The 17,232-nt window shown below is 65.4% G+C and carries 15 protein-coding genes, 2 tRNA genes and 1 pseudogene; 5 read left to right on the top strand and 13 right to left on the bottom strand.

The window, feature by feature from the left end; genetic code table 11:
• Positions 1-215: 215 nt before the first annotated feature.
• The 5 genes from ACTIFK_RS03160 to ACTIFK_RS03140 all read right to left on the bottom strand — a co-directional run bounded on the left by ACTIFK_RS03160 (position 216) and on the right by ACTIFK_RS03140 (position 4,920).
• Positions 216-689 (bottom strand): NfeD family protein, encoded by a 474-nt coding sequence (locus ACTIFK_RS03160; protein ID WP_439541597.1) that lies wholly within the window; start codon positions 687-689, stop codon positions 216-218.
• 18 nt (positions 690-707) lie between these two features.
• Entirely contained in the window at positions 708-1,679 is a 972-nt protein-coding gene (locus ACTIFK_RS03155; RefSeq protein WP_439541596.1) for an SPFH domain-containing protein, read from the bottom strand.
• 145 nt (positions 1,680-1,824) lie between these two features.
• Complete coding sequence (gene hemH, locus ACTIFK_RS03150; protein WP_439541595.1) at positions 1,825-2,877, bottom strand: ferrochelatase; 1,053 nt, start codon at positions 2,875-2,877, stop codon at positions 1,825-1,827.
• 121 nt (positions 2,878-2,998) lie between these two features.
• The gene (locus ACTIFK_RS03145; RefSeq protein ID WP_439541594.1) at positions 2,999-3,952 is read right to left on the bottom strand and encodes a CHAD domain-containing protein; all 954 of its coding nucleotides are present in this window, start codon (positions 3,950-3,952) and stop codon (positions 2,999-3,001) included.
• 77 nt (positions 3,953-4,029) lie between these two features.
• Positions 4,030-4,920: a hypothetical protein gene (locus ACTIFK_RS03140; RefSeq protein WP_439541593.1), complete on the bottom strand. Its 891-nt coding sequence runs from the start codon at positions 4,918-4,920 to the stop codon at positions 4,030-4,032.
• A 179-nt stretch (positions 4,921-5,099) separates the two neighbouring features.
• Between ACTIFK_RS03140 and ACTIFK_RS03135 the strand changes: the two genes are divergently transcribed.
• Entirely contained in the window at positions 5,100-5,960 is an 861-nt protein-coding gene (locus ACTIFK_RS03135; RefSeq protein WP_439541592.1) for a DUF1499 domain-containing protein, read from the top strand.
• Here ACTIFK_RS03135 and ACTIFK_RS03130 read toward each other — a convergent pair.
• Complete coding sequence (locus ACTIFK_RS03130) at positions 5,911-6,834, bottom strand: MBL fold metallo-hydrolase (protein ID WP_439541591.1); 924 nt, start codon at positions 6,832-6,834, stop codon at positions 5,911-5,913. The genes ACTIFK_RS03135 and ACTIFK_RS03130 overlap by 50 nt on opposite strands.
• A 121-nt stretch (positions 6,835-6,955) precedes the next feature.
• Positions 6,956-7,954, bottom strand: coding sequence for an MBL fold metallo-hydrolase (locus ACTIFK_RS03125; protein WP_439541590.1), 999 nt, complete (start codon positions 7,952-7,954; stop codon positions 6,956-6,958).
• A 61-nt stretch (positions 7,955-8,015) separates the two neighbouring features.
• Between ACTIFK_RS03125 and ACTIFK_RS03120 the strand changes: the two genes are divergently transcribed.
• Entirely contained in the window at positions 8,016-8,819 is an 804-nt protein-coding gene (locus tag ACTIFK_RS03120) for a helix-turn-helix domain-containing protein (RefSeq protein WP_439541589.1), read from the top strand.
• Positions 8,820-8,851: 32 nt separating this feature from the next.
• Here the strand turns inward: ACTIFK_RS03120 and ACTIFK_RS03115 are convergent, their stop codons facing one another.
• Both ACTIFK_RS03115 and ACTIFK_RS03110 read right to left on the bottom strand, forming a co-directional pair.
• Complete coding sequence (locus tag ACTIFK_RS03115; RefSeq protein ID WP_439541588.1) at positions 8,852-10,222, bottom strand: AtzE family amidohydrolase; 1,371 nt, start codon at positions 10,220-10,222, stop codon at positions 8,852-8,854.
• A complete protein-coding gene (locus ACTIFK_RS03110) occupies positions 10,219-10,425 on the bottom strand; it encodes a DUF4089 domain-containing protein (RefSeq protein WP_439541587.1) in 207 nt (68 codons plus the stop codon). Before ACTIFK_RS03110 ends, ACTIFK_RS03115 begins: the two co-directional genes overlap by 4 nt.
• Before the next feature lie 180 nt (positions 10,426-10,605).
• Between ACTIFK_RS03110 and ACTIFK_RS03105 the strand changes: the two genes are divergently transcribed.
• Positions 10,606-11,523 (top strand): pirin family protein, encoded by a 918-nt coding sequence (locus ACTIFK_RS03105; RefSeq protein ID WP_439541586.1) that lies wholly within the window; start codon positions 10,606-10,608, stop codon positions 11,521-11,523.
• A 114-nt stretch (positions 11,524-11,637) separates the two neighbouring features.
• A complete protein-coding gene (locus ACTIFK_RS03100) occupies positions 11,638-12,012 on the top strand; it encodes a phasin family protein (RefSeq protein ID WP_439541585.1) in 375 nt (124 codons plus the stop codon).
• Between the two features lie 143 nt (positions 12,013-12,155).
• Here the strand turns inward: ACTIFK_RS03100 and ACTIFK_RS03095 are convergent.
• A tRNA-Gln gene (locus tag ACTIFK_RS03095) sits at positions 12,156-12,230 on the bottom strand.
• A 349-nt stretch (positions 12,231-12,579) separates the two neighbouring features.
• On the opposite strand from ACTIFK_RS03095, the gene ACTIFK_RS03090 reads away from it, so the two are divergent.
• Positions 12,580-12,656: transfer RNA gene (locus ACTIFK_RS03090), tRNA-Pro, on the top strand.
• 102 nt (positions 12,657-12,758) lie between these two features.
• Here the strand turns inward: ACTIFK_RS03090 and ACTIFK_RS03085 are convergent.
• The 3 genes and pseudogenes from ACTIFK_RS03085 to ACTIFK_RS03075 form a co-directional block, all read right to left on the bottom strand.
• Positions 12,759-13,690: pseudogene (locus ACTIFK_RS03085) on the bottom strand (phosphotransferase).
• Between the two features lie 23 nt (positions 13,691-13,713).
• Complete coding sequence (locus ACTIFK_RS03080; RefSeq protein ID WP_439541584.1) at positions 13,714-16,134, bottom strand: GcvT family protein; 2,421 nt, start codon at positions 16,132-16,134, stop codon at positions 13,714-13,716.
• A 96-nt stretch (positions 16,135-16,230) separates the two neighbouring features.
• Entirely contained in the window at positions 16,231-17,046 is an 816-nt protein-coding gene (locus ACTIFK_RS03075) for a DeoR/GlpR family DNA-binding transcription regulator (protein ID WP_439541583.1), read from the bottom strand.
• Positions 17,047-17,232: the final 186 nt, after the last annotated feature.

Raw genomic sequence — 17,232 nt, 5'->3', positions numbered from 1 at the left:
TGGCGCCCTCATGAGGAAATTCCACACGCGAACGCACACCACCGCGACCCGGAACACGGGCCGTCGCATGGATCGACACTAGGGAGGGGCGGTTAAGGAGCTGTTAAGTGGGCAGCGGGCAGCGGGCAGCAGGCAGCCGGCAACGGGGGCGGGTTAGGCAGTAGGGGCAGTAGGGGCAGTAGGCAGTAGGCAGTAGGCAGTAGGCAGTAGGCAGGTCAGGCGGGCTCGACGACGAAGACGGTGCCGTTGGCGCCCGTGATGCGCACGCGCGCACCCTTGGGCGTATCCGAGCCGGACGCAGGCCAGAGCGTGTCGCCGACGCGCACGCGGCCACGGCCGCCGGTGATCTCCTCCTCGACGACGACGACGCGGCCGAAGTACTGCGCGCTGCGCTGGTTGAGATCCTTTTCGGCGCTTTCCACGCCCTGCGCATTGGCAAAGCGGCGCACGCCAAACACGGTGGCAACGGAAATGATCGCGAACATCACGAGCTGCCACGGCAGGCTCAACGCCTCGCCGAGGCCCATCGCAAGTCCGGCGGACAACACCAGGCCGACGATGACGGCGGAGAGGCCGAACCACAGAAAGTGAACGCCCGGAACGATCGTCTCGAGGGCCATCAGAAACAGCCCGAAGATGAACCAGTTCCAATGGCCGAAACCGGCGAAGAAGTCGGTGAGGACGGACATGTTCAGGCTCCGGCTGTCTTAAGACTTCGACGTGGGAACGCTGGTGCTACCGCGGGTGTGCGTCGCGGGGGCGCCTTGCGTGCCGAACGCTTCGCCCGTGATCTGGGCGAGGCCCGCGAGCGAGCCGATGACCGACGAGGCTTCGAGCGGCATCAGGATCACCTTCGCGTTCGGCGCAGAGGCGAGCGCTTCGAGCGCCTTCACGTAGTTGTTGGCGACGAAGTAGTTGATCGCCTGCACGCTGCCGTTGGCGATGGCGGTGGAGACGAGTTCGGTTGCCTTGGCTTCGGCTTCGGCGGCGCGTTCGCGAGCTTCGGCGTCCTTGAAGGCGGCTTCGCGGCGGCCCTCGGCCTCGAGCACGACGGCCTGCTTGGCGCCTTCGGCTTTCAGAATCGCGGCGGCCCGCAGGCCTTCGCTTTCCAGGATCTGGGCGCGCTTCTCGCGCTCGGCCTTCATCTGGCGGGCCATGCTGTCGATCAGGTCGCGCGGCGGGGCGATGTCCTTGATCTCGATGCGGGTGACCTTGACGCCCCAGGATTCCGTCGCGGCGTCGACGACGTGCAGAAGCTGGGAATTGATCTTGTCGCGATTGGAGAGCAGTTCGTCGAGCGCCATCGAGCCCATGACGGTACGAATGTTCGTCATCGTTAGGTTGATGGTGGCGTGCTCCAGGTTGTCGACCTCGTAGGCCGACTTGGCGGCATTCAAAACCTGGAAGAAGGCGACGCCGTCGACGCGCACCATGGCGTTGTCGAGCGTGATGACATCCTGGCTCGGAATGTCGATCACCTGTTCCTTGACGTTGACGTGATGGCCGACGCGCTCGACGATGGGAATGAGGAAGTGAAGGCCGGGCTGCAGGGTTCGCGTGAACCGTCCGAAGCTTTCAATCGTGTAGTTGTAGCCCTGGGGGACGACCTTGACCGTCGACCAGAGCACGGCCGCGGCCAGCACGATCAGCACCAGACCGAAGACTTCAAAACCGCCCATCTTGAGACCTTTCCCGAAACGCCGTTGCACCCTGTCGGTCAGAGTACTGCATTGTCGCCGCACTCTAAGGATGAATCATGGCGCCGTCAGCGATCACATGATGGGATCCTTACTCAGTTTCCTAGGGAATTGACGGATTGGAATTCTATAGCCAACCCGAAAGCTCGCGCCGCACGACGGCCTCGATGACGTCGATGCCATGCTCGCTGTCGTTGAGTGCGGGGAGATAGGCGAACTTCTCGCCGCCGCCGCCTTCGAAGATGTGCCGGTTCTCGCCGTCCAGCTCCTCAAGCGTTTCGAGGCAATCGGCGGAGAAGCCCGGTGCGACGAGAGCGAGTTTCTTAACGCCTTCGGCGGCCAGCCGTTCGACGGTCTTGTCGGTATAGGGCTGCAGCCAAGGATCGTTGCCGAAGCGCGACTGGAAGGTCGTCAGCCAGCGTTCCGCGGGCCAGCCGAGGGCGTCACGCAGCAGGCGCGACGTCTTCTGGCAGTGGCAGTGGTAGGGGTCGCCCTTGGCGAAATATTTCTGCGGCATGCCGTGGAAGGTGGCGATGATGCGCTCGGGCTCGAAGTCGAGCTTGGCGAGGCTTTCGCGCATCGATGCGGCGAGGGCCGCGATGTACGCCGGGTCATCGTGATAGGCGGGGGCGACGCGAACGGCGGGCTGCCACCGCATTTTCATGAGGGCGCGGAACGCATGATCGGCGGCCGTCGCCGTGGTGGCGGCGGCATACTGCGGATAGAGCGGCAGCAGGAGGATGCGTTCGCAGCCGGCGGCGACGAGCGCCTCGAGCCGGCTTTCCGTCGACGGGTTGGCGTAACGCATGGCCCAGTCGACGATCACGTGCGGCGAGGACGCGAGGCGGGAGGCGAGCTTTTCGGCTTGCGCGCGCGTGATCGTTTTCAGCGGGCCTTCGTCGCGCTCGTTGTTCCAGATGGTGGCGTAGTCGCGGCCCTTGCGGCCGGGGCGCACCGTCAGGATGATGAGGTTGAGGATCGGCCACCACTTCCATTTCGGCTCCTCGATGACGCGCTCGTCCGACAGGAATTCCTTGAGGTAGCGGCGCATGGACCAGTAGTCCGTACCGTCCGGCGTGCCGAGGTTGAGCAGCAGAACGCCGACTTTGCCGTGCGCAATATCGGGATGGTCCTTCGGCCAATGGCCGCGGTCCGCCTGGCGGTCTCGTGGGGTCGACATCCTTAGGTGATCTCCGTGCGGCCGCGTCCGGCCGTTTGTGCCTTAGTTGCGCGCTTCCGCCAGTGCTGGCAAGCCCTCGGGGCGTCACGAGGGTTTCAAACGTCGCGGGAGGGGGCTTGGATCATTCCCCGGCGAGGGACTCGCGCGTCTCTTCGTCCAGCTTGTGCGCCGCGTCGAGGGCTTCGTCTGCATGGCCCTTGGCTGCGGCCGAGGACCAGATGGCGGCGATACGCCGGGCGAACGCCTTCGGCCGCTCGGAGAAGATCATGTCCCCCCGAGGGCGGGCCGCGCGCCGCAACAGCTCCTGGCGTTCGCCGATCATATCCGCGATCGATGTTCGCTCTTCCGGCGTCAGCGCGTCGAGGGCTAAAGCGGGCAGGCGGTGCTTCAGGATTGCGAGATCGTGGTCGTTGCCGAGAATTTGCGAGAGCTGGCGCGCGATGCCGACACCCGCATCGAAGTGTTCGGGCCAAGCGCGCGACAGCAGCGCCATGTGACGCCAGTAGCTCTGCACGCCCTTGCGCCAGTCGTGGAAGCTTTCGTCGGCGTTGTCTCGATAGGCCGCCGCGAAATATCGGGCGCCACGGCGGTAGCTACGGGAGAGGCCGCGCTCGAGCGTTTGGAATTCGTCCGGTTTGATCTTGAGGCGCTGAAACCGGCTCACGGCGCGGTCGAGCTCGGCGAGCGCGCGATCGCGATCCGGCGCGGGCGGATCTGCGAGTTCGGCGAGGACCGCGACCCGCAACCGATGGATCGCCCGCTGAGAAGCTGGAGGCGCGTCGGCCGCGAGTTTCAGAATTGTCTCGCGCATCACATGATCGTCGCGGGCGGGGGCGAGATGCGCCGAGATGTTGCGGAAGCGCGCATTCTCGGTTTGAAAGACCGGCTCTCCCAATCCTTCGCGCGCCAGCCGAAGAAGGGCGCGCGTGCGCTTCAAGCATTTGCGTGCTTCGTGAATTTCAGCGACGGGATCGGCGGCGGACGCCACCTGACGGCGTGCACGCTCGATCTGCTCGGCCCCGATACGACGGAAGCCTTTCTCGATCGGTTCGTCGAGTTTGAAGCGAAAGGCCATAAAATGTGAGCGCCGGTGGCTGTTTGCCCGGAGTTATAGCGGGTGCTTGTAAACATTGTAAATCGCAGCCGGGGGTGTCATCGCACCGCGGACGGCCCGTCCAAACGGATCATGGCGATGCAACCGGAAGCCGATTTCTGAGGGTTTTCAGCGGACGGAAGCGGAACTCGTTGCCAGGGCGAGTCGGCGTCGATGCCGTGCGCGGCGCACGGGGGTGCGTTTTCGGCGGTTGGCGCGGGCGCGGCATGCTCCACCTGCGTACGGCCGCCGATGACCGTCAGCTCGCCATCGCCGCGTTTCGTTTCGCGCCACGTATTGAGCTGCTGGCGGGCCGGGCAGTCGCTCGCTTCGCTGCAGCCCACAGGAAACGCGACCGACGCGAGCCAGATCGCGCGGCCGGCATCGACCAGCCTGACGGCGGTCGCGGTGGTCTGTGGTGCGCCTGGCGGCGCTTGAGCGTCAGGTGCTTCGAGGCGAAAGCCGGCCGTGCGCGCCGTGACGCGCAATTCGGGGCGGGCCTTGATGGCGATTGCGGTCGTCGTTGTTCCGGCGCCGATGTTCGCGGCGCGCGATGCATCGGCCAAGCCGCGCGAGACGATCAGGCGCCAGGTGCGCGGCGGAAACAGCCGCCGCAGCTTGGCGGCTGCGTGCACGCCTTGGATCAACACCGCGTCGGCGTTCGCGATGGCCTCGAGGGGGCTATCCGGTGAGGCGGGTTTCACGTTGGGTGCGTTTTTGCGCTCGGAGCCGAAGGACGTGCGCCAGGCCGACGGCTCGGCGCGCAAGGGTTTGGGAGGCGCGAGGTCCGGGACTTCGGCAAGATCGAGAATGGCGATGGTCAGCCCGTCGGCCGCCTGGGCCGATCCGGCGCCGCCTATGGCCGCAAAGGACACGGCGAGGACCGCGGCGATCACGGCGGGGCCAAGGCGCGGCGCAGCGCTACGTGGAGTGTGGAGACGGGCGGTCACGCGGCTCTCCTCCTGGGGTCGAACGCATTCTGGCAACAAGGCGGGCTCGCAAACAGGGCGGGCTTGCAAACGGCGGGGGCGCCGCTTCATGGGAGCGGCGATACGCGGCGCTACTCTTCGTCCAATTCCGGCGTTATCCTTGGCCGAGTCCGTCATTCAGGCAAGGAACTCGAAGTTTTATGCTTGCTGTTCCGGAAAGAGAGCCGGCGTCGAGCCGATGGGCGACGCGCGCGGCGCTGTTCGCGTTCGGGTTGATCGTCGCCACCGCGTTTCTGCACCGGCTGTTCGGGATGGATACGCCGGTGGCGTTCAATCTCGTGCTGGTCACGCTCGCGATTGCCGCGGGCTCGATCGCGTGCGCCGTTTTCGCGGCGATGACGATCTGGAGCACCGGACGGCCGGGGACGTCGCGCGTGCTGTTCGCCGTCTGCCTCAGCCTGGCGCTGCTGTCGCTGCCGATGTTCTATCAGGTGTGGCTGCGGTCGTTCCCGATGCTGTCAGACATCACGACAGACGCTGCCAATCCGCCGGCGCTGACGGCGGCGGTTCGCCTGCGTGGTCCCGGCAACAATTCCGTGAAGTACAATCGGGCGAAATGGAGCGAGCCGCAGGCGCTGGCCTATCCCGACATTCAGCCGATGACGATCCCGCGTTCGGCTGAGGAATCGTACGCGCTGGTGGTTGACGCCGTGAAGCGCCTCAAGATGGATCTCACGCGTGAAGATCCGCCCGACGCGGACGCGGGCACGCCCGGCATCGTGGAAGCCGTCGACAAGACGCTGATCATGGGCTTTCTCGACGATGTCGCGATCCGGGTGTCGGGCAACGACGAGACGAGCCGCGTGGATATTCGCTCCGCGTCGCGTTTCGGCCGCGGCGACATGGGGCGGAATGCAGAGCGGATCCGCGCGCTCATGACGGAAATCCGCGCGCGCGTCGATGCAACCGTGCCGGCCGCGAAAGACGACCGCCAGCAAGGCGGGAAGGCGGCTAAGCCGGCGAAAGAGGGCGGTCCCAAGTCGGGAGGCCGTCGCAGATGACGTCGTCGCAGGTGACCAGGCCGCGCTCGATCAGGTGCTCGACGTGGGCCTGCACGGACAGCGCCGCCGCGCTCGTCAGCCTGCGGTCGATGGTGGGATAGACCACGGGCACGATGGCCGTGATGGTGCCGATGCCGTCGCGGATCGCATCGAGGATCGAATCCTCGCGCCACCGCCGGTGCAGCAGATAGGCTTTGACGGTGCGCTGGGGCTCGTCCAGACGGGCGCCGTGGCCCGGAAGATAGACGGTCTCGCTCCGCTCCAGCAGGCGCTCGAGCGAGGCGATGTAGTCGGCCATCGAGCCTTCGGGCGGGGCCACCAGCGTCGTGTTCCAGGCCATGACGTGATCGCCGGAGAACAACACGCCGCGGCCGAGCAGAGCGAAGCAGAGGTGATCGGGCGCATGGCCCGGCGTATGCAGCGCCTCGAGACGCCATTCCGGCCCTTCGACGATATCGCCGTCACGCAGCGTCGCGTCCGGCTCAAAGATGTAATCGATGAATTCGGAGCCCTGCGGTTTCGTGTCGGGACCGACGGGCTCGAAATCCGCCCGGCCATAGCCGAGGATCGGCGCGCCCGTCGATGCCTTGAGCGCGGCAGCGCCGTCGACGTGATCGCGATGGGCGTGGGTGACGATGATCTGGCGGATCGGCCGCCCTGCCGCCGCTTTCAGGATCGCGTCGAGGTGTGCCGCATCGCCCGGGCCGGGATCGATCACCGCAAGTTCCGTCATGCCGACAAGGTACGTATTCGTGCCTTTGAAGGTTAACGGGCTCGGATTCTCGGCGACGAGGCGCACGATGCCGGGGCTGACAGGCGAGGGGACGCCGTAAGCGAAGTTCATCGACGTCTTGAACGACAGTTCGTGCGACATGCGCGTGGCTTGCCCGGTCAGATCTTTGGCCGGGGGACGTTAGTCGATCAAGGGGCCTGCCGCAAAGGCGACGCCGGGTCGCTCACCCGTGTTTGCTTCCTGGCGTCGCGTGATGGGGGCGTCAAAGGTTGAGCTGATAGGTGTGTGCGAGCCAGCGGTAAACGCCGGGCGTTGCGCGCTCGACGTAGCCGATGGACGGGAACGGCATGTGATAGCCGATGACGGGAATGCGCTCGGTCGCGAGCATGTCGTAGACGCGCTTGCGGGTGGCGGCGCCCTGCTCCTTGTCGATGTCGAACACGCAATGCCAGTCGGGGCGCGCGAGCGAGGCGACCTGGTGATGGGCGCAATCGCCCCAGAAGTAGATCTCCTTCCCCTCACTCACGATGCGGAAGTTCAAGTGGCCGGGCGTGTGGCCGTAGGCTTCGACGGCGGTGATGCCGGGCACGACGTCCTCGCCCGGCTTCAGGAACGTGAAGCGTTCGGCGAGGCCCTTCGTGTTGGCGCGGAAAACGGCGGCCAGCTTTTCGAGCTCGCCCGTGTGCTTGCCGTCCGGGGCCCAGTAGTCGTACTCGATCTGCCCAATGGCGTAGCGGGCGTTGGGAAACAGCGGTTTGCCACCGTTCATGACGCCGCCGATGTGGTCCGGGTGGCCGTGGCTGATGACGACGATATCGACGTCTTCCGGTTTGATGCCGGCCGGCGCGATGCCTTCGGCGAGCCAGCCGCCAGCGGGGCGCGGTACGAAGCCGTTCTCGCCGTTGCCGGTGTCGAAAAGCACGATCTCGCGCCCGGTGTTGATGACCGTCGGCGAGAAGCCCGCCTGGTAGCTGGTTTCGGGCAGGAGATTTTCCCGCATCAGCGCCTGCACTTCCGCCTCGGTCGCGTTGGCGCCGATGATCGGGAAGGGGCCCGGGATGAAGGCTTCGGAATCCGAGATGACCGTCATCTCAAATTGGCCGATCTTGTAGCGCCAGTGACGGGGCTGCGCCGCGCCGAGCTTAGCGGCTGCGCCTTGGGCGAAGCCTGAAAGCGACGACATGGCAAGCGGCGCCGCCGTAAGGGCCGCCATGGTCGAGAGGACCGTGCGCCGGTTCGGCGTATCGACGGATTTGGTCATTGAGGTCGCATCTCCGAGTTGCTATCCGGTTGGGACGCTATTGGGCAGCGGGAGTAGGCGCTTGAACGAACGTGCTGCGAACGCTGTGCATCGGCCGGATCTGCCGGGCACGCTGCTGCCGATCTGGCATCTGGATCCGGGCCGCGCGCTGTTCATGGGGGCGCTGGGCCACAACGCCCTGCATGCGCACAGCGTGCCTGTCTTGTTGGCGGGGCTCTACGATGCCCTTCGCTTGCGCATCGGGGACGGCCCTTGGCAGCGATGCGCGGCCGCTGCGATCCCTGCGGGCGTGAGCTATGAATTCGATGTCGAAGGCCAGCCGCTGGCCGTGCTCTATCTCGAGCCGCAGGCGGGACGCATCGATGCGCTCGCGCCGTTCGTCACCAAGACAACCGAAACGTCGGGTGCGCTGTTGGGGGGGAGTTCGATCGTTGCGGCGTTGCGCGAGATCTACGAGGCGCGCAACGGGGCTGCGTGGGCCGCCGAGGCGCTCGACGATCTGCTTGCCTATTCCGCGCCGCGTGCGCGCCGCGCGATGGATCCGCGCATCGCGCACGCTCTGTCTGACCTCGAAGTCGAGACCGGGCTGGATGCGACCGCGCAGTGCGCGGCGACGCGCGTCGGGCTGTCGTCGTCGCGGTTCCAGCATCTCTTTGCCGACGAGGTGGGCGTGCCGTTCCGACGTTTTCGCGTCTGGCAGCGCTTGCGCCGCGCGATCGGGGAAATCATCGACGGCAGCAATTTTACGGACGCGGCGCACGCGGCGGGCTTCGCCGACCAGGCACATTTCTCGCGCGCGTTTCGCCAAGCGTTCGGCGCGTCCGCGTCGCCGAGCTTACGCAAGGTGCGCAGCGCGGCGGCCTGACACGCCGCGCCGACGGGCTAGAGCCCGGTGAGCTAGAGACCGGCGGCTTCGAGGGCGGCTGCGACGCGCAGGCAGTGATCCTCGCGCCAGGGACGCGCGATGACCTGGACGCCGTAGGGCAGTTCGCCCGCCGTACGGACCGGCACGGCCGCGACGGGCAATCCGACGAACGAAATCGGCTGCGTGTAGAGGCCCATGTTGGCGCGCAGCGGGACATCGCGGCCGCCGAGATGGATCGTCTTCTGGCCGAGGCGCGGGGCGCTGCACGGTGCGGACGGCGCCAGGATCACGTCGTAGCGCTCGAAAAGAGCTGCCATCGTGCCTTGGAAGGCGCGACGATAGCGTTGCGCGGCGACGTACCAGCTCGCGGGCAGCATGGCGCCGGCGAGAAAGCGGTCGCGCGTATCGGGGTCGAAATCGGCGGGCCGGCGGCGCAGGTTGGCGAGGTGGAGCGCGCTGCCTTCGGCGTTGGTGATCAGGAACGCGGCGGCGCGCGCTTCGGCGGCGCCTGGAATTTCAATCTCGTCGTCGGCGCCGGCCGCCTGGGCCGCACGCGCAAGCGCGGCGAGAGCGCCGGGCTCGGCATCGGCGCGGAAATATCCGGTCGCGGAGGCGATGCGCAGGCCGTCGAGGCCCTTCGCGATTTCGCCCGTCACCGGTTCGATTGGACGTTGCGCGCAAACCGGATCGGAGGCGTCGTGTCCTTGCAGCGCATCGTAGGTGCGCGCGAGGTCGGCGGTGGATGTGGCGAAGGGGCCGACGTGGTCGAGGCTGTCGCAGAACGGGAAGGTGCCCGTGCGCGGCAGGCGCCCATAGGTGGGCTTCAGGCCGAACAGGCCGCAGAACGCTGCCGGAACGCGGATCGAGCCGTTGGTATCGGAGCCGAGGGCAACGGGCACGAAACCGGCCGCGACCGCTGCCGCCGATCCGCCCGACGATCCGCCGGTCATGCGCGTCGTATCGAGCGGATTGCGTGACGGGCCGTAGTGCGCATTCTCGCCCGTGAAGTCGTAGGCGTATTCGCCCATGTTGAGCGCACCGAGCAGGACGGCGCCGGCGGCTTTCATGCGGGCGACCAGCACGGCATCGTGCTGTTGTGGGGGATCGCCCGCGCTGATCTTCGAGCCGGCGCGTGTCGACAGTCCGGCAATGCCGTAGAGGTTCTTCACCGCATAGGGAACGCCGGCGAGGGGGCCGAGCGTCGCGCCCTGCGCGCGGGCCTCGTCAACGGCATTCGCCTCGGCGAGCGCACGCTCGCGCGTGAGGTCCGTAAAGGCGCCGATCTCGCCGTCGCGCGCGTCGATGCGTGCGAGCGCGGCGCGGGCAATGTCTGCAGCGGAAACTTCGCCGCGGGAGACGGCGTGCGCGATATCGGACGCGCTGGCCGGTAGGGTCGCGGTCATCGGCCGGCGCGGGGCATGAAGACCGGGGCGGCCTCGGTGGTGGTCGTGCCCGTCGCCTCGATCATCTTCGCCATTCCGCGTGCAACCTCGAAGAACATGAGGACGTTTGGCTTCCATTCCGGTGCAATCGTGAGGCCGAGCGTTGCCGCGGCTGCGTCGATTTCCTGGAAGGTGTCATTGGCAGGTATTGCGGGCGTGGGCATTGTGGGGCGTCCTCGGTCGTGCAGTCATCGTCCAGCGTCATAAAGGCCGCTTGCGGCGGGCAACGCGCCGTTCTTATCTGTTGCCTCATCTCGCGGCCCGCAACAATGATGTTCGTCGCGGTTTCGACAGCGACGATGGCCGCTTCCGCTGTTTGCCGCCCCGTTAAAGGAGAGCTGCACATGAGCTGGCAACCCTGCGAGGATCCCAAGCCGGGCGATGCGCGCGCCTGCGACGCGATCGAGCACGTCGTGGTGCCCCGTGCGCGTGATCTCGGCGGGTTCGAGGTGCGCCGGGCGCTGCCTGCGGCCGGCAAGCAAATGGTCGGGCCGTTCATCTTTTTCGACCAGATGGGTCCGGCGGAGTTTCTCGTCGGCCAGGGCATCGATGTGCGGCCGCATCCGCATATCGGGCTTGCGACCGTCACCTATCTTTTCGACGGCGGGCTGATGCATCGCGACAGCCTCGGCACCGAGCTTCTGATCAAGCCGGGCGAGTTGAACCTGATGTCGGCCGGGCGGGGCATCGTCCATTCCGAGCGGTCGGGCGTCGAGGATCGCAGCCATACGTCGCGGTTGTTCGGCATCCAGGCGTGGGCGGCGCTGCCGAAATCGCACGAAGAGGAGATGCCCCAATTCGCGCACTACGACGCAGGCGCGCTTCCTCGCATCGCGGGTGAGGGAAAGACGATCCGGCTGATCATGGGTTCGCTCTACGGCCAGAGTTCTCCGGCGGCGTTTCCGCACGATTGTTTCTATGCCGAGGCGACGCTCGCGCCGGGCGCCATCCTGCCCCTCGATCCCGACTACGACGAGCGAGCGATCTTCATCGTGTCCGGCGAAATCGACGTGGCGGGGCAGACGTTCGGGGCCGGCCGGCTGCTCGTGTTCCGGCCCGGGGACCGCATCTCCGTGCTGGCGAATTCCATGTCACGATTGATGCTGCTCGGCGGAGAGCCGATGGACGGTCCGCGCCACATCTGGTGGAACTTCGTCTCGTCCTCGGAAGACCGCATCCGCGCCGCCAAGGCCGACTGGAAGGCGGGCCGTTTCGAGACGGTTCCGAGTGATCGCGAAGAGTTTATTCCTCTTCCGGAGTGAGTTACCCCGCGCCGCGCCGGCGTCGTCCCTGCGGAAGATGGCGGTAGGCGGGAGGTCCATTAAGCGTTACCAATGCAACATCCCCTCGCAAGAAAACGAAAGCCGGAGAAGCTAATGTCCCAGAACCCATTCGAAATTCCCCAACAGATGCGCGACTTGGCCGAAAAGAACGTCGACCAGGCCCGTCTCGCCTATGGGCAATTCATGGATGCGATGACGCAGGCGATGAGCTTCTGGACCAAGTCGCTGCCCGCCAATGACGTGTCGACGGGCTTCCGGGCGGTCCAGGACCGGGCGACGAAGTTCGCCAAGCAGAACGCCGAGGCCGCATTCGGCCTGGCGAGCGACCTCGCCAGCGCCAAGGACATCCAGGAAGTGCTCGCGCATCAGAGCCGCTACGCCCAGTCGCAGATGCAAGCTTATGCGCTTCAGGCGCAGGAGCTTGGCCGCCTCGTCGGCGAAGCCATGCAGGGTCTGCAGAAGAAGTAGGGTCTCGGCGGGCGGTCCCGCTCGCGGGGCCGCCTTCTGCCATTGGCGAGGCCGCCCCTCTGCCGTTAAGGCTATGCAGGTTGCCGCCTGCCCGGCGTCAGACGCCGTTGGATCGCCCGTTTCGCATTACATGTCGGGGAAACTGGCTGGGACGGGAGGGTTCGAACCTCCGAATGGCGGAATCAAAATCCGCTGCCTTACCACTTGGCTACGTCCCAATAGTTTGTCTCGAAACGGGGTCTCGATCCTGGACAGCTTTCCGGTGCAGGGCAACAGGGCCGGCACGGGGGAGCTGGGCGCCGCACCATAGTGAGAGCCGCGGTCAACGGCAACCTCTCGCGAGCGTTTAAATTCTCTCGTCCGTCTCGCTTGCTCTCGGGTGGGTGTGCCGCTATAAAGCCGCCTCGCGATCCGGCTACCATTCGGCGGGCGGACGCAGACCCTTGCGACGTTTTGTGCGGGCCTTGTCTTTGACGCTGCGTCAAGGACGTGATGAGCACTCTCTGCGATGAGGGACTTCCCACCCGGATGCTGGTTGGCATCCGGTGGTTTAGACACACGGTCGGGCGGAGCGTAGCGCAGCCTGGTAGCGCACTTGCTTCGGGAGCAAGGGGTCGGGAGTTCGAATCTCCCCGCTCCGACCAGTGTCTCTTCAACGGGTTAGCGGCCTATGGCTGCGCCGTTCTGAATTTCGCCCTCGGCGTCATTCTGAATTTCACCCCCATTTTGTTCGCGCCCCACACCCACTAGCCCTTGGCGACTGCCGCGACGTGGGCGGAGAATTCCGGGGTCGCCATCAATGCTCTGCAGCGGTCGAACCGGACGTTGGCATAGGCCCAGAAGTCATCGGCGGGGTTCTTGTTGGCATGCTGGATCAGGCCCCACAGGGTCCACAAGAGATCGCACATCGCCTTGTAGATCACGACGCGGCCGTGCTCGGCGGCGGTGGGTGTGCCGCCGAAGTAGCCGTGAACTCGGCTTCTTTGTCGGGGGAGAGTTTGGCCTCGACAATGACGTCGCCCACATCCCACAGCGGATCGTTCATGCCGGAATACTCCCAATCGACGAGCCACATGCGGTCGCCCGTGTCGAGAAAGTTCTCCGAAAGGGGATCGCAATGACATGGCGTAAGCGGTAACGGCCGCGCGTTGAGGGCCTGCCGGATCACGTCGGCCGATGCGAGCGCGTCTCGGTAGCCCTCCGGAAACTCGATTGTCTTGCCGGACAGGATTTTGAGATAGTCGTCGATCATCGCGAACAGCTCAAACCGGAAAGCGAATTGTTCACCGCTGGCGTGCAATTTGCGCAGGACGCCGGCGGCACGCGCCGGCGCGCCAGAGATTGAGGAAAAGTTCTCCGGCGTCATGGTCACCGCTTCGTCAATGGCGGCCGTCAGCATCAAGCCGTCGCCGGTCGTCGCCAGCACCTCAGGGCTCACGCCGGCACGTGCGGCCGCACGCGCTGCCACGGCCTCGACCTCGCGATCGATGTACTCTTCCGTGCCTTGGCCGGGGATGCGCAGCACATGGTCGCCCCGCGTGCTTTTGATCAGGAAAACCCGATTGGTAAGGCCGCCAAGGCGTCGCGGTGAAGCGAGGGCGATGTCGATCGCATTGTGAAAGCCGAGACGATCCAGCGCGACCCAAACGTCGCGGACATCCTGCTCGGTGGCGCTCATCGTCCCCCCATTTTCCGGTCAGCTCAAGAAAGTAGCCTCTCGTTCTTCGGATCGTAGATCGTGCGCTCCACGCGGGTTGCGGGGTACGTCACGCCGAAAGCTTCAATTTGGAGTGTCTGTGCGGAGGCGGCGTCCGCCGGCAACCATGCGAACGCGATGGTCTTGCCGACGGTGTGTCCAAACCCGCAGCTCGCGGTCTGGCCGACGACGCGGCCCTCCATCAAAATCGTTTCGCCGCCATGGAAGGGGGCAAAGCCCTCAACCGTCAACGTGCAGAGCCGGCGCGCCTGCAAATTGGCACGCAAGGTCTCGAGCGCCGCGCGGCCGATGAACTCCTTGCCGAAGTCGACGGTGCTTTCGAGACCGGCCGACAGAGGATCGTAGTCGGGCCCGATCTCGGCTGACCAATAGACGTAGCCCTTCTCCAGGCGGCAGGTTTCGATGGCGCGGTACCCCACATCGCGGATGCGGTGCGCAGTGCCCGCAGCCTTGAGAGCTTCGTAAAGGCCCGGCGCATATTCCGTCGGGACGTGAAGCTCGTATCCCAGCTCACCAACGTAGCCGACGCGGACAGCCCGCACCGGAACATGCCCAACCTCGATGTCTCGAACGGCGAGGAACGGAAACGCGGTGTTGGAGAGGTCGTCGTCAGACTGTGCCTGCAAAACAGCCCGCGACGCCGGACCGCAAATGTTGAGCACCGCCCAGGCTGACGTGACGTCGCGCAGAGACACGGACCCGTCTGCCGGAAGATTGCGGCGCACCCAGCTCGAATCCCGCACGCCGAATGCAGAACCGGAGATCATGAGGAAGCGGTCGGGTGCGAGATGAAGAAGTGTCACCTCGGCTTCAACACCGCCTTTGGCGTTGAGCATCGTCGTATAGATGCAGCGGCCCGGCACCCCATCGATCCGGTTGGCGCAGATCCGTTCGAGCGCTGCCGTAGCGCCGGGCCCATCGACCTCGAATTTCGAGAACGAGGTCTGGTCGATGAGGGCGACGGCCTCTCGAATATGGCGGTGCTCCGCGCCAACGTGGTCGAACCAGCTTGGCTTGTCTTCGAAGCTCGAAACCTCCTCGCGCGGCACGCCTGGGTCGGCAAACCAAAGCGGCCGCTCCCAGCCGAAGCGCGCGCCGAAAACGGCTCCGGCTTGGGCCACGTGCGCATGAACCGGTGAGCGGCGAAGCCCGCGCCCGGCGACGGTCTCTTCCGCTGGCCAGTGGATCTTGTAGTAGCTGCCGTATGCCTCGATCGCGCGATCTTCGAGATAGCGGCCGGTGTTGTGCGGCACGCCGAACCGGCGCACGTCGAACGGCCAAAGGTCCATTCCCGGATCGCCGTCGAGGATCCAGTTGGCCATCGCTTCGCCCGCGCCACCCGACGCCGCGATACCGGCCGTGAACCCACAGGCAACGAAGAAATTGTCGAGTTCGGGCGCGAGGCCCATGATCGGCTCGCCGTCCGCCGAGACCGGAATGGGACCGTTGATCACCGTCTGGATGCCGACCTCGTTCAGCACCGGAAGACGTTCGGCGCACGGCAGCGCAAAGAGCTCGAGGCGATCGAAATTCTCGGGGAACAGCTCGCGACCGAATGCGAATGGCGGACGCGAGCGCCAGCAGCCTTGCGTTCCATCCTCCCAGCCGCCGATGGCGAACGCGCCGACATCGGGCTTGAGATAGAAATTCTTGTCCGGGTCTCGCAGCGTCGGCAGCGTCTTGGGCAGATCGAACTTTTTCTCGGTCAGGAAATACTGATGCTCGACGACACCCGCCGCCAAGGAAATACCTGCCATTTCGCCGAGCCGCTTGGCCCATAGGCCCGCGCAGTTGACGAGGATCTCGCACCCCACGGTGCCGTGGTCCGTAGCGACGCCGGTGACACGGCGCCCTTCCTTCAGGATTTCGGTAACGCAGACACCCTCCTGGATCGTCACGCCGCTTTTCCGCGCGGCGGCGGCGTAGGCGTGCGTCAGGCCGTAGGGGTCGACGTAACCGTCCGAGGGAATGAACGCGGCGCCGACGACTCCTTCGGGATCGATGTAGGGAAAAAGCTTTTGGGCTTCGGCGGCCGAAAGCGCATGACAGTCGAAGCCGAAGCTTTTGGCCAGCGTCATCGAACGGCGAATCTCGCTCCATCTTTCCGGTGATGACGCAAGCCGCAGCGATCCGACTTTGCGCCAGTCGATCACGTGCCCGGATTCCGCTTCGAGGCGGTCGAACACCGCGACCGAGTTCTGCATCAGACGCGTGAGGTTCCGCCGCCCGCGAAGCTGGCCGACGAGCCCGGCCGCGTGCCACGTACAGCCATCCGTGAGGCGGGATTTTTCGAGGACGAGAACTTCGCGCTCGCCGCGACGGCCGAGATGATAGGCCAGTGAGCATCCCACGGCGCCGCCACCGACAATGACGATGCGGGCATGCTTGTCGAAGGCGGTCGGCATCAAACCCACTCGTGCGATTGCAATACACTGAAAAGTGACGGGGCTTTCCACGTCAGTCAAACAAAGAAGGTACCGGGCTATAGGCAGCCCATACTTTTACGAGCTCGGCGTGGACAATGGGGCGCGGTCCCTCTCCGCGACCCTTTCGGCCGGGGCGATGACAATTTCCGTTCCGGCCGCGTCGAATTTCTGCCGGAGCGACGCGGGCGGGGCCGCATCACAGACGAACATCGACACCGGCTCGAAGCTGCAGACGCGCACGCGTGCCTTGGCCGTGTACTTCCATGCGTCCGCCGCCACGATCACCCGGTTCGCCCGGTCGATCATCGTGCGGGCGACGCGGGCCTCGTCGATGTCGAAGTCCATGAACCCATCCTTGGCATGGATGCCGCCAATGGAAAGGATGGCGAGGTCGCCACGGAATTCGCGGATCAGCTCTATCGCTTCGTGCCCGACGGCGGCACCGATGTCTGCCCGCAACGCGCCGCCCGCCAGATGCACGGCGCAGTCGCCTCGGCCCACCATCGTGCGCGCGATTTCAATCGAGTTGGTCACGATCGTCAGTCCCGTCTTCTGCAGAAGCGCGTGCGCGACATAAGTCGTGGTCGAGCCGGAATCCATCAGGAGCGTCATGCCGTCGGAGACGCGATCCGCTACGGCCTTCGCGATGGCACGCTTGGCTTCCACCCGCTCTTTGATGCGCCGCGAAAACGGAGGTTCAGCCAACGCACCTGCGAGAATGACGCCGCCGTGCACGCGATGCACTGCGCCCTGATCGACAAGATCTTTCACATGCCGGCGAATGGTTTCGTCCGACACGTTGAGACTTCCTGCCAGCGACGCGATCGACTCGCGTCCGGTTACTCGCAGTGCATCAAGGATTGCGCTCTGCCATCGCGTTGGAAAATTCATGGGCATCTCACGTCGTGTTGCGCCCAGTTTCCAGTCAAAAACCACAAAAGACAACAAATCATTTGAAAGTTTGTTGACAGTTTGTGGGACTTTGCGCGACGCTTCAATGCGCTTGCAGGCCGACTTCGAACGTTTTGCAACGGCCGTCACTATGCGCAGGGAGTTCTGTCGGTACCTCAAAATCGC

The sequence above is a fragment of the Hyphomicrobium sp. genome (assembly GCF_051860585.1).
Classification (GTDB): domain Bacteria; phylum Pseudomonadota; class Alphaproteobacteria; order Rhizobiales; family Hyphomicrobiaceae; genus Hyphomicrobium_C.
The sequence above is the reverse complement of the archived record's forward strand: the minus strand, read 5'-3'. Positions and strand labels throughout refer to the sequence as shown.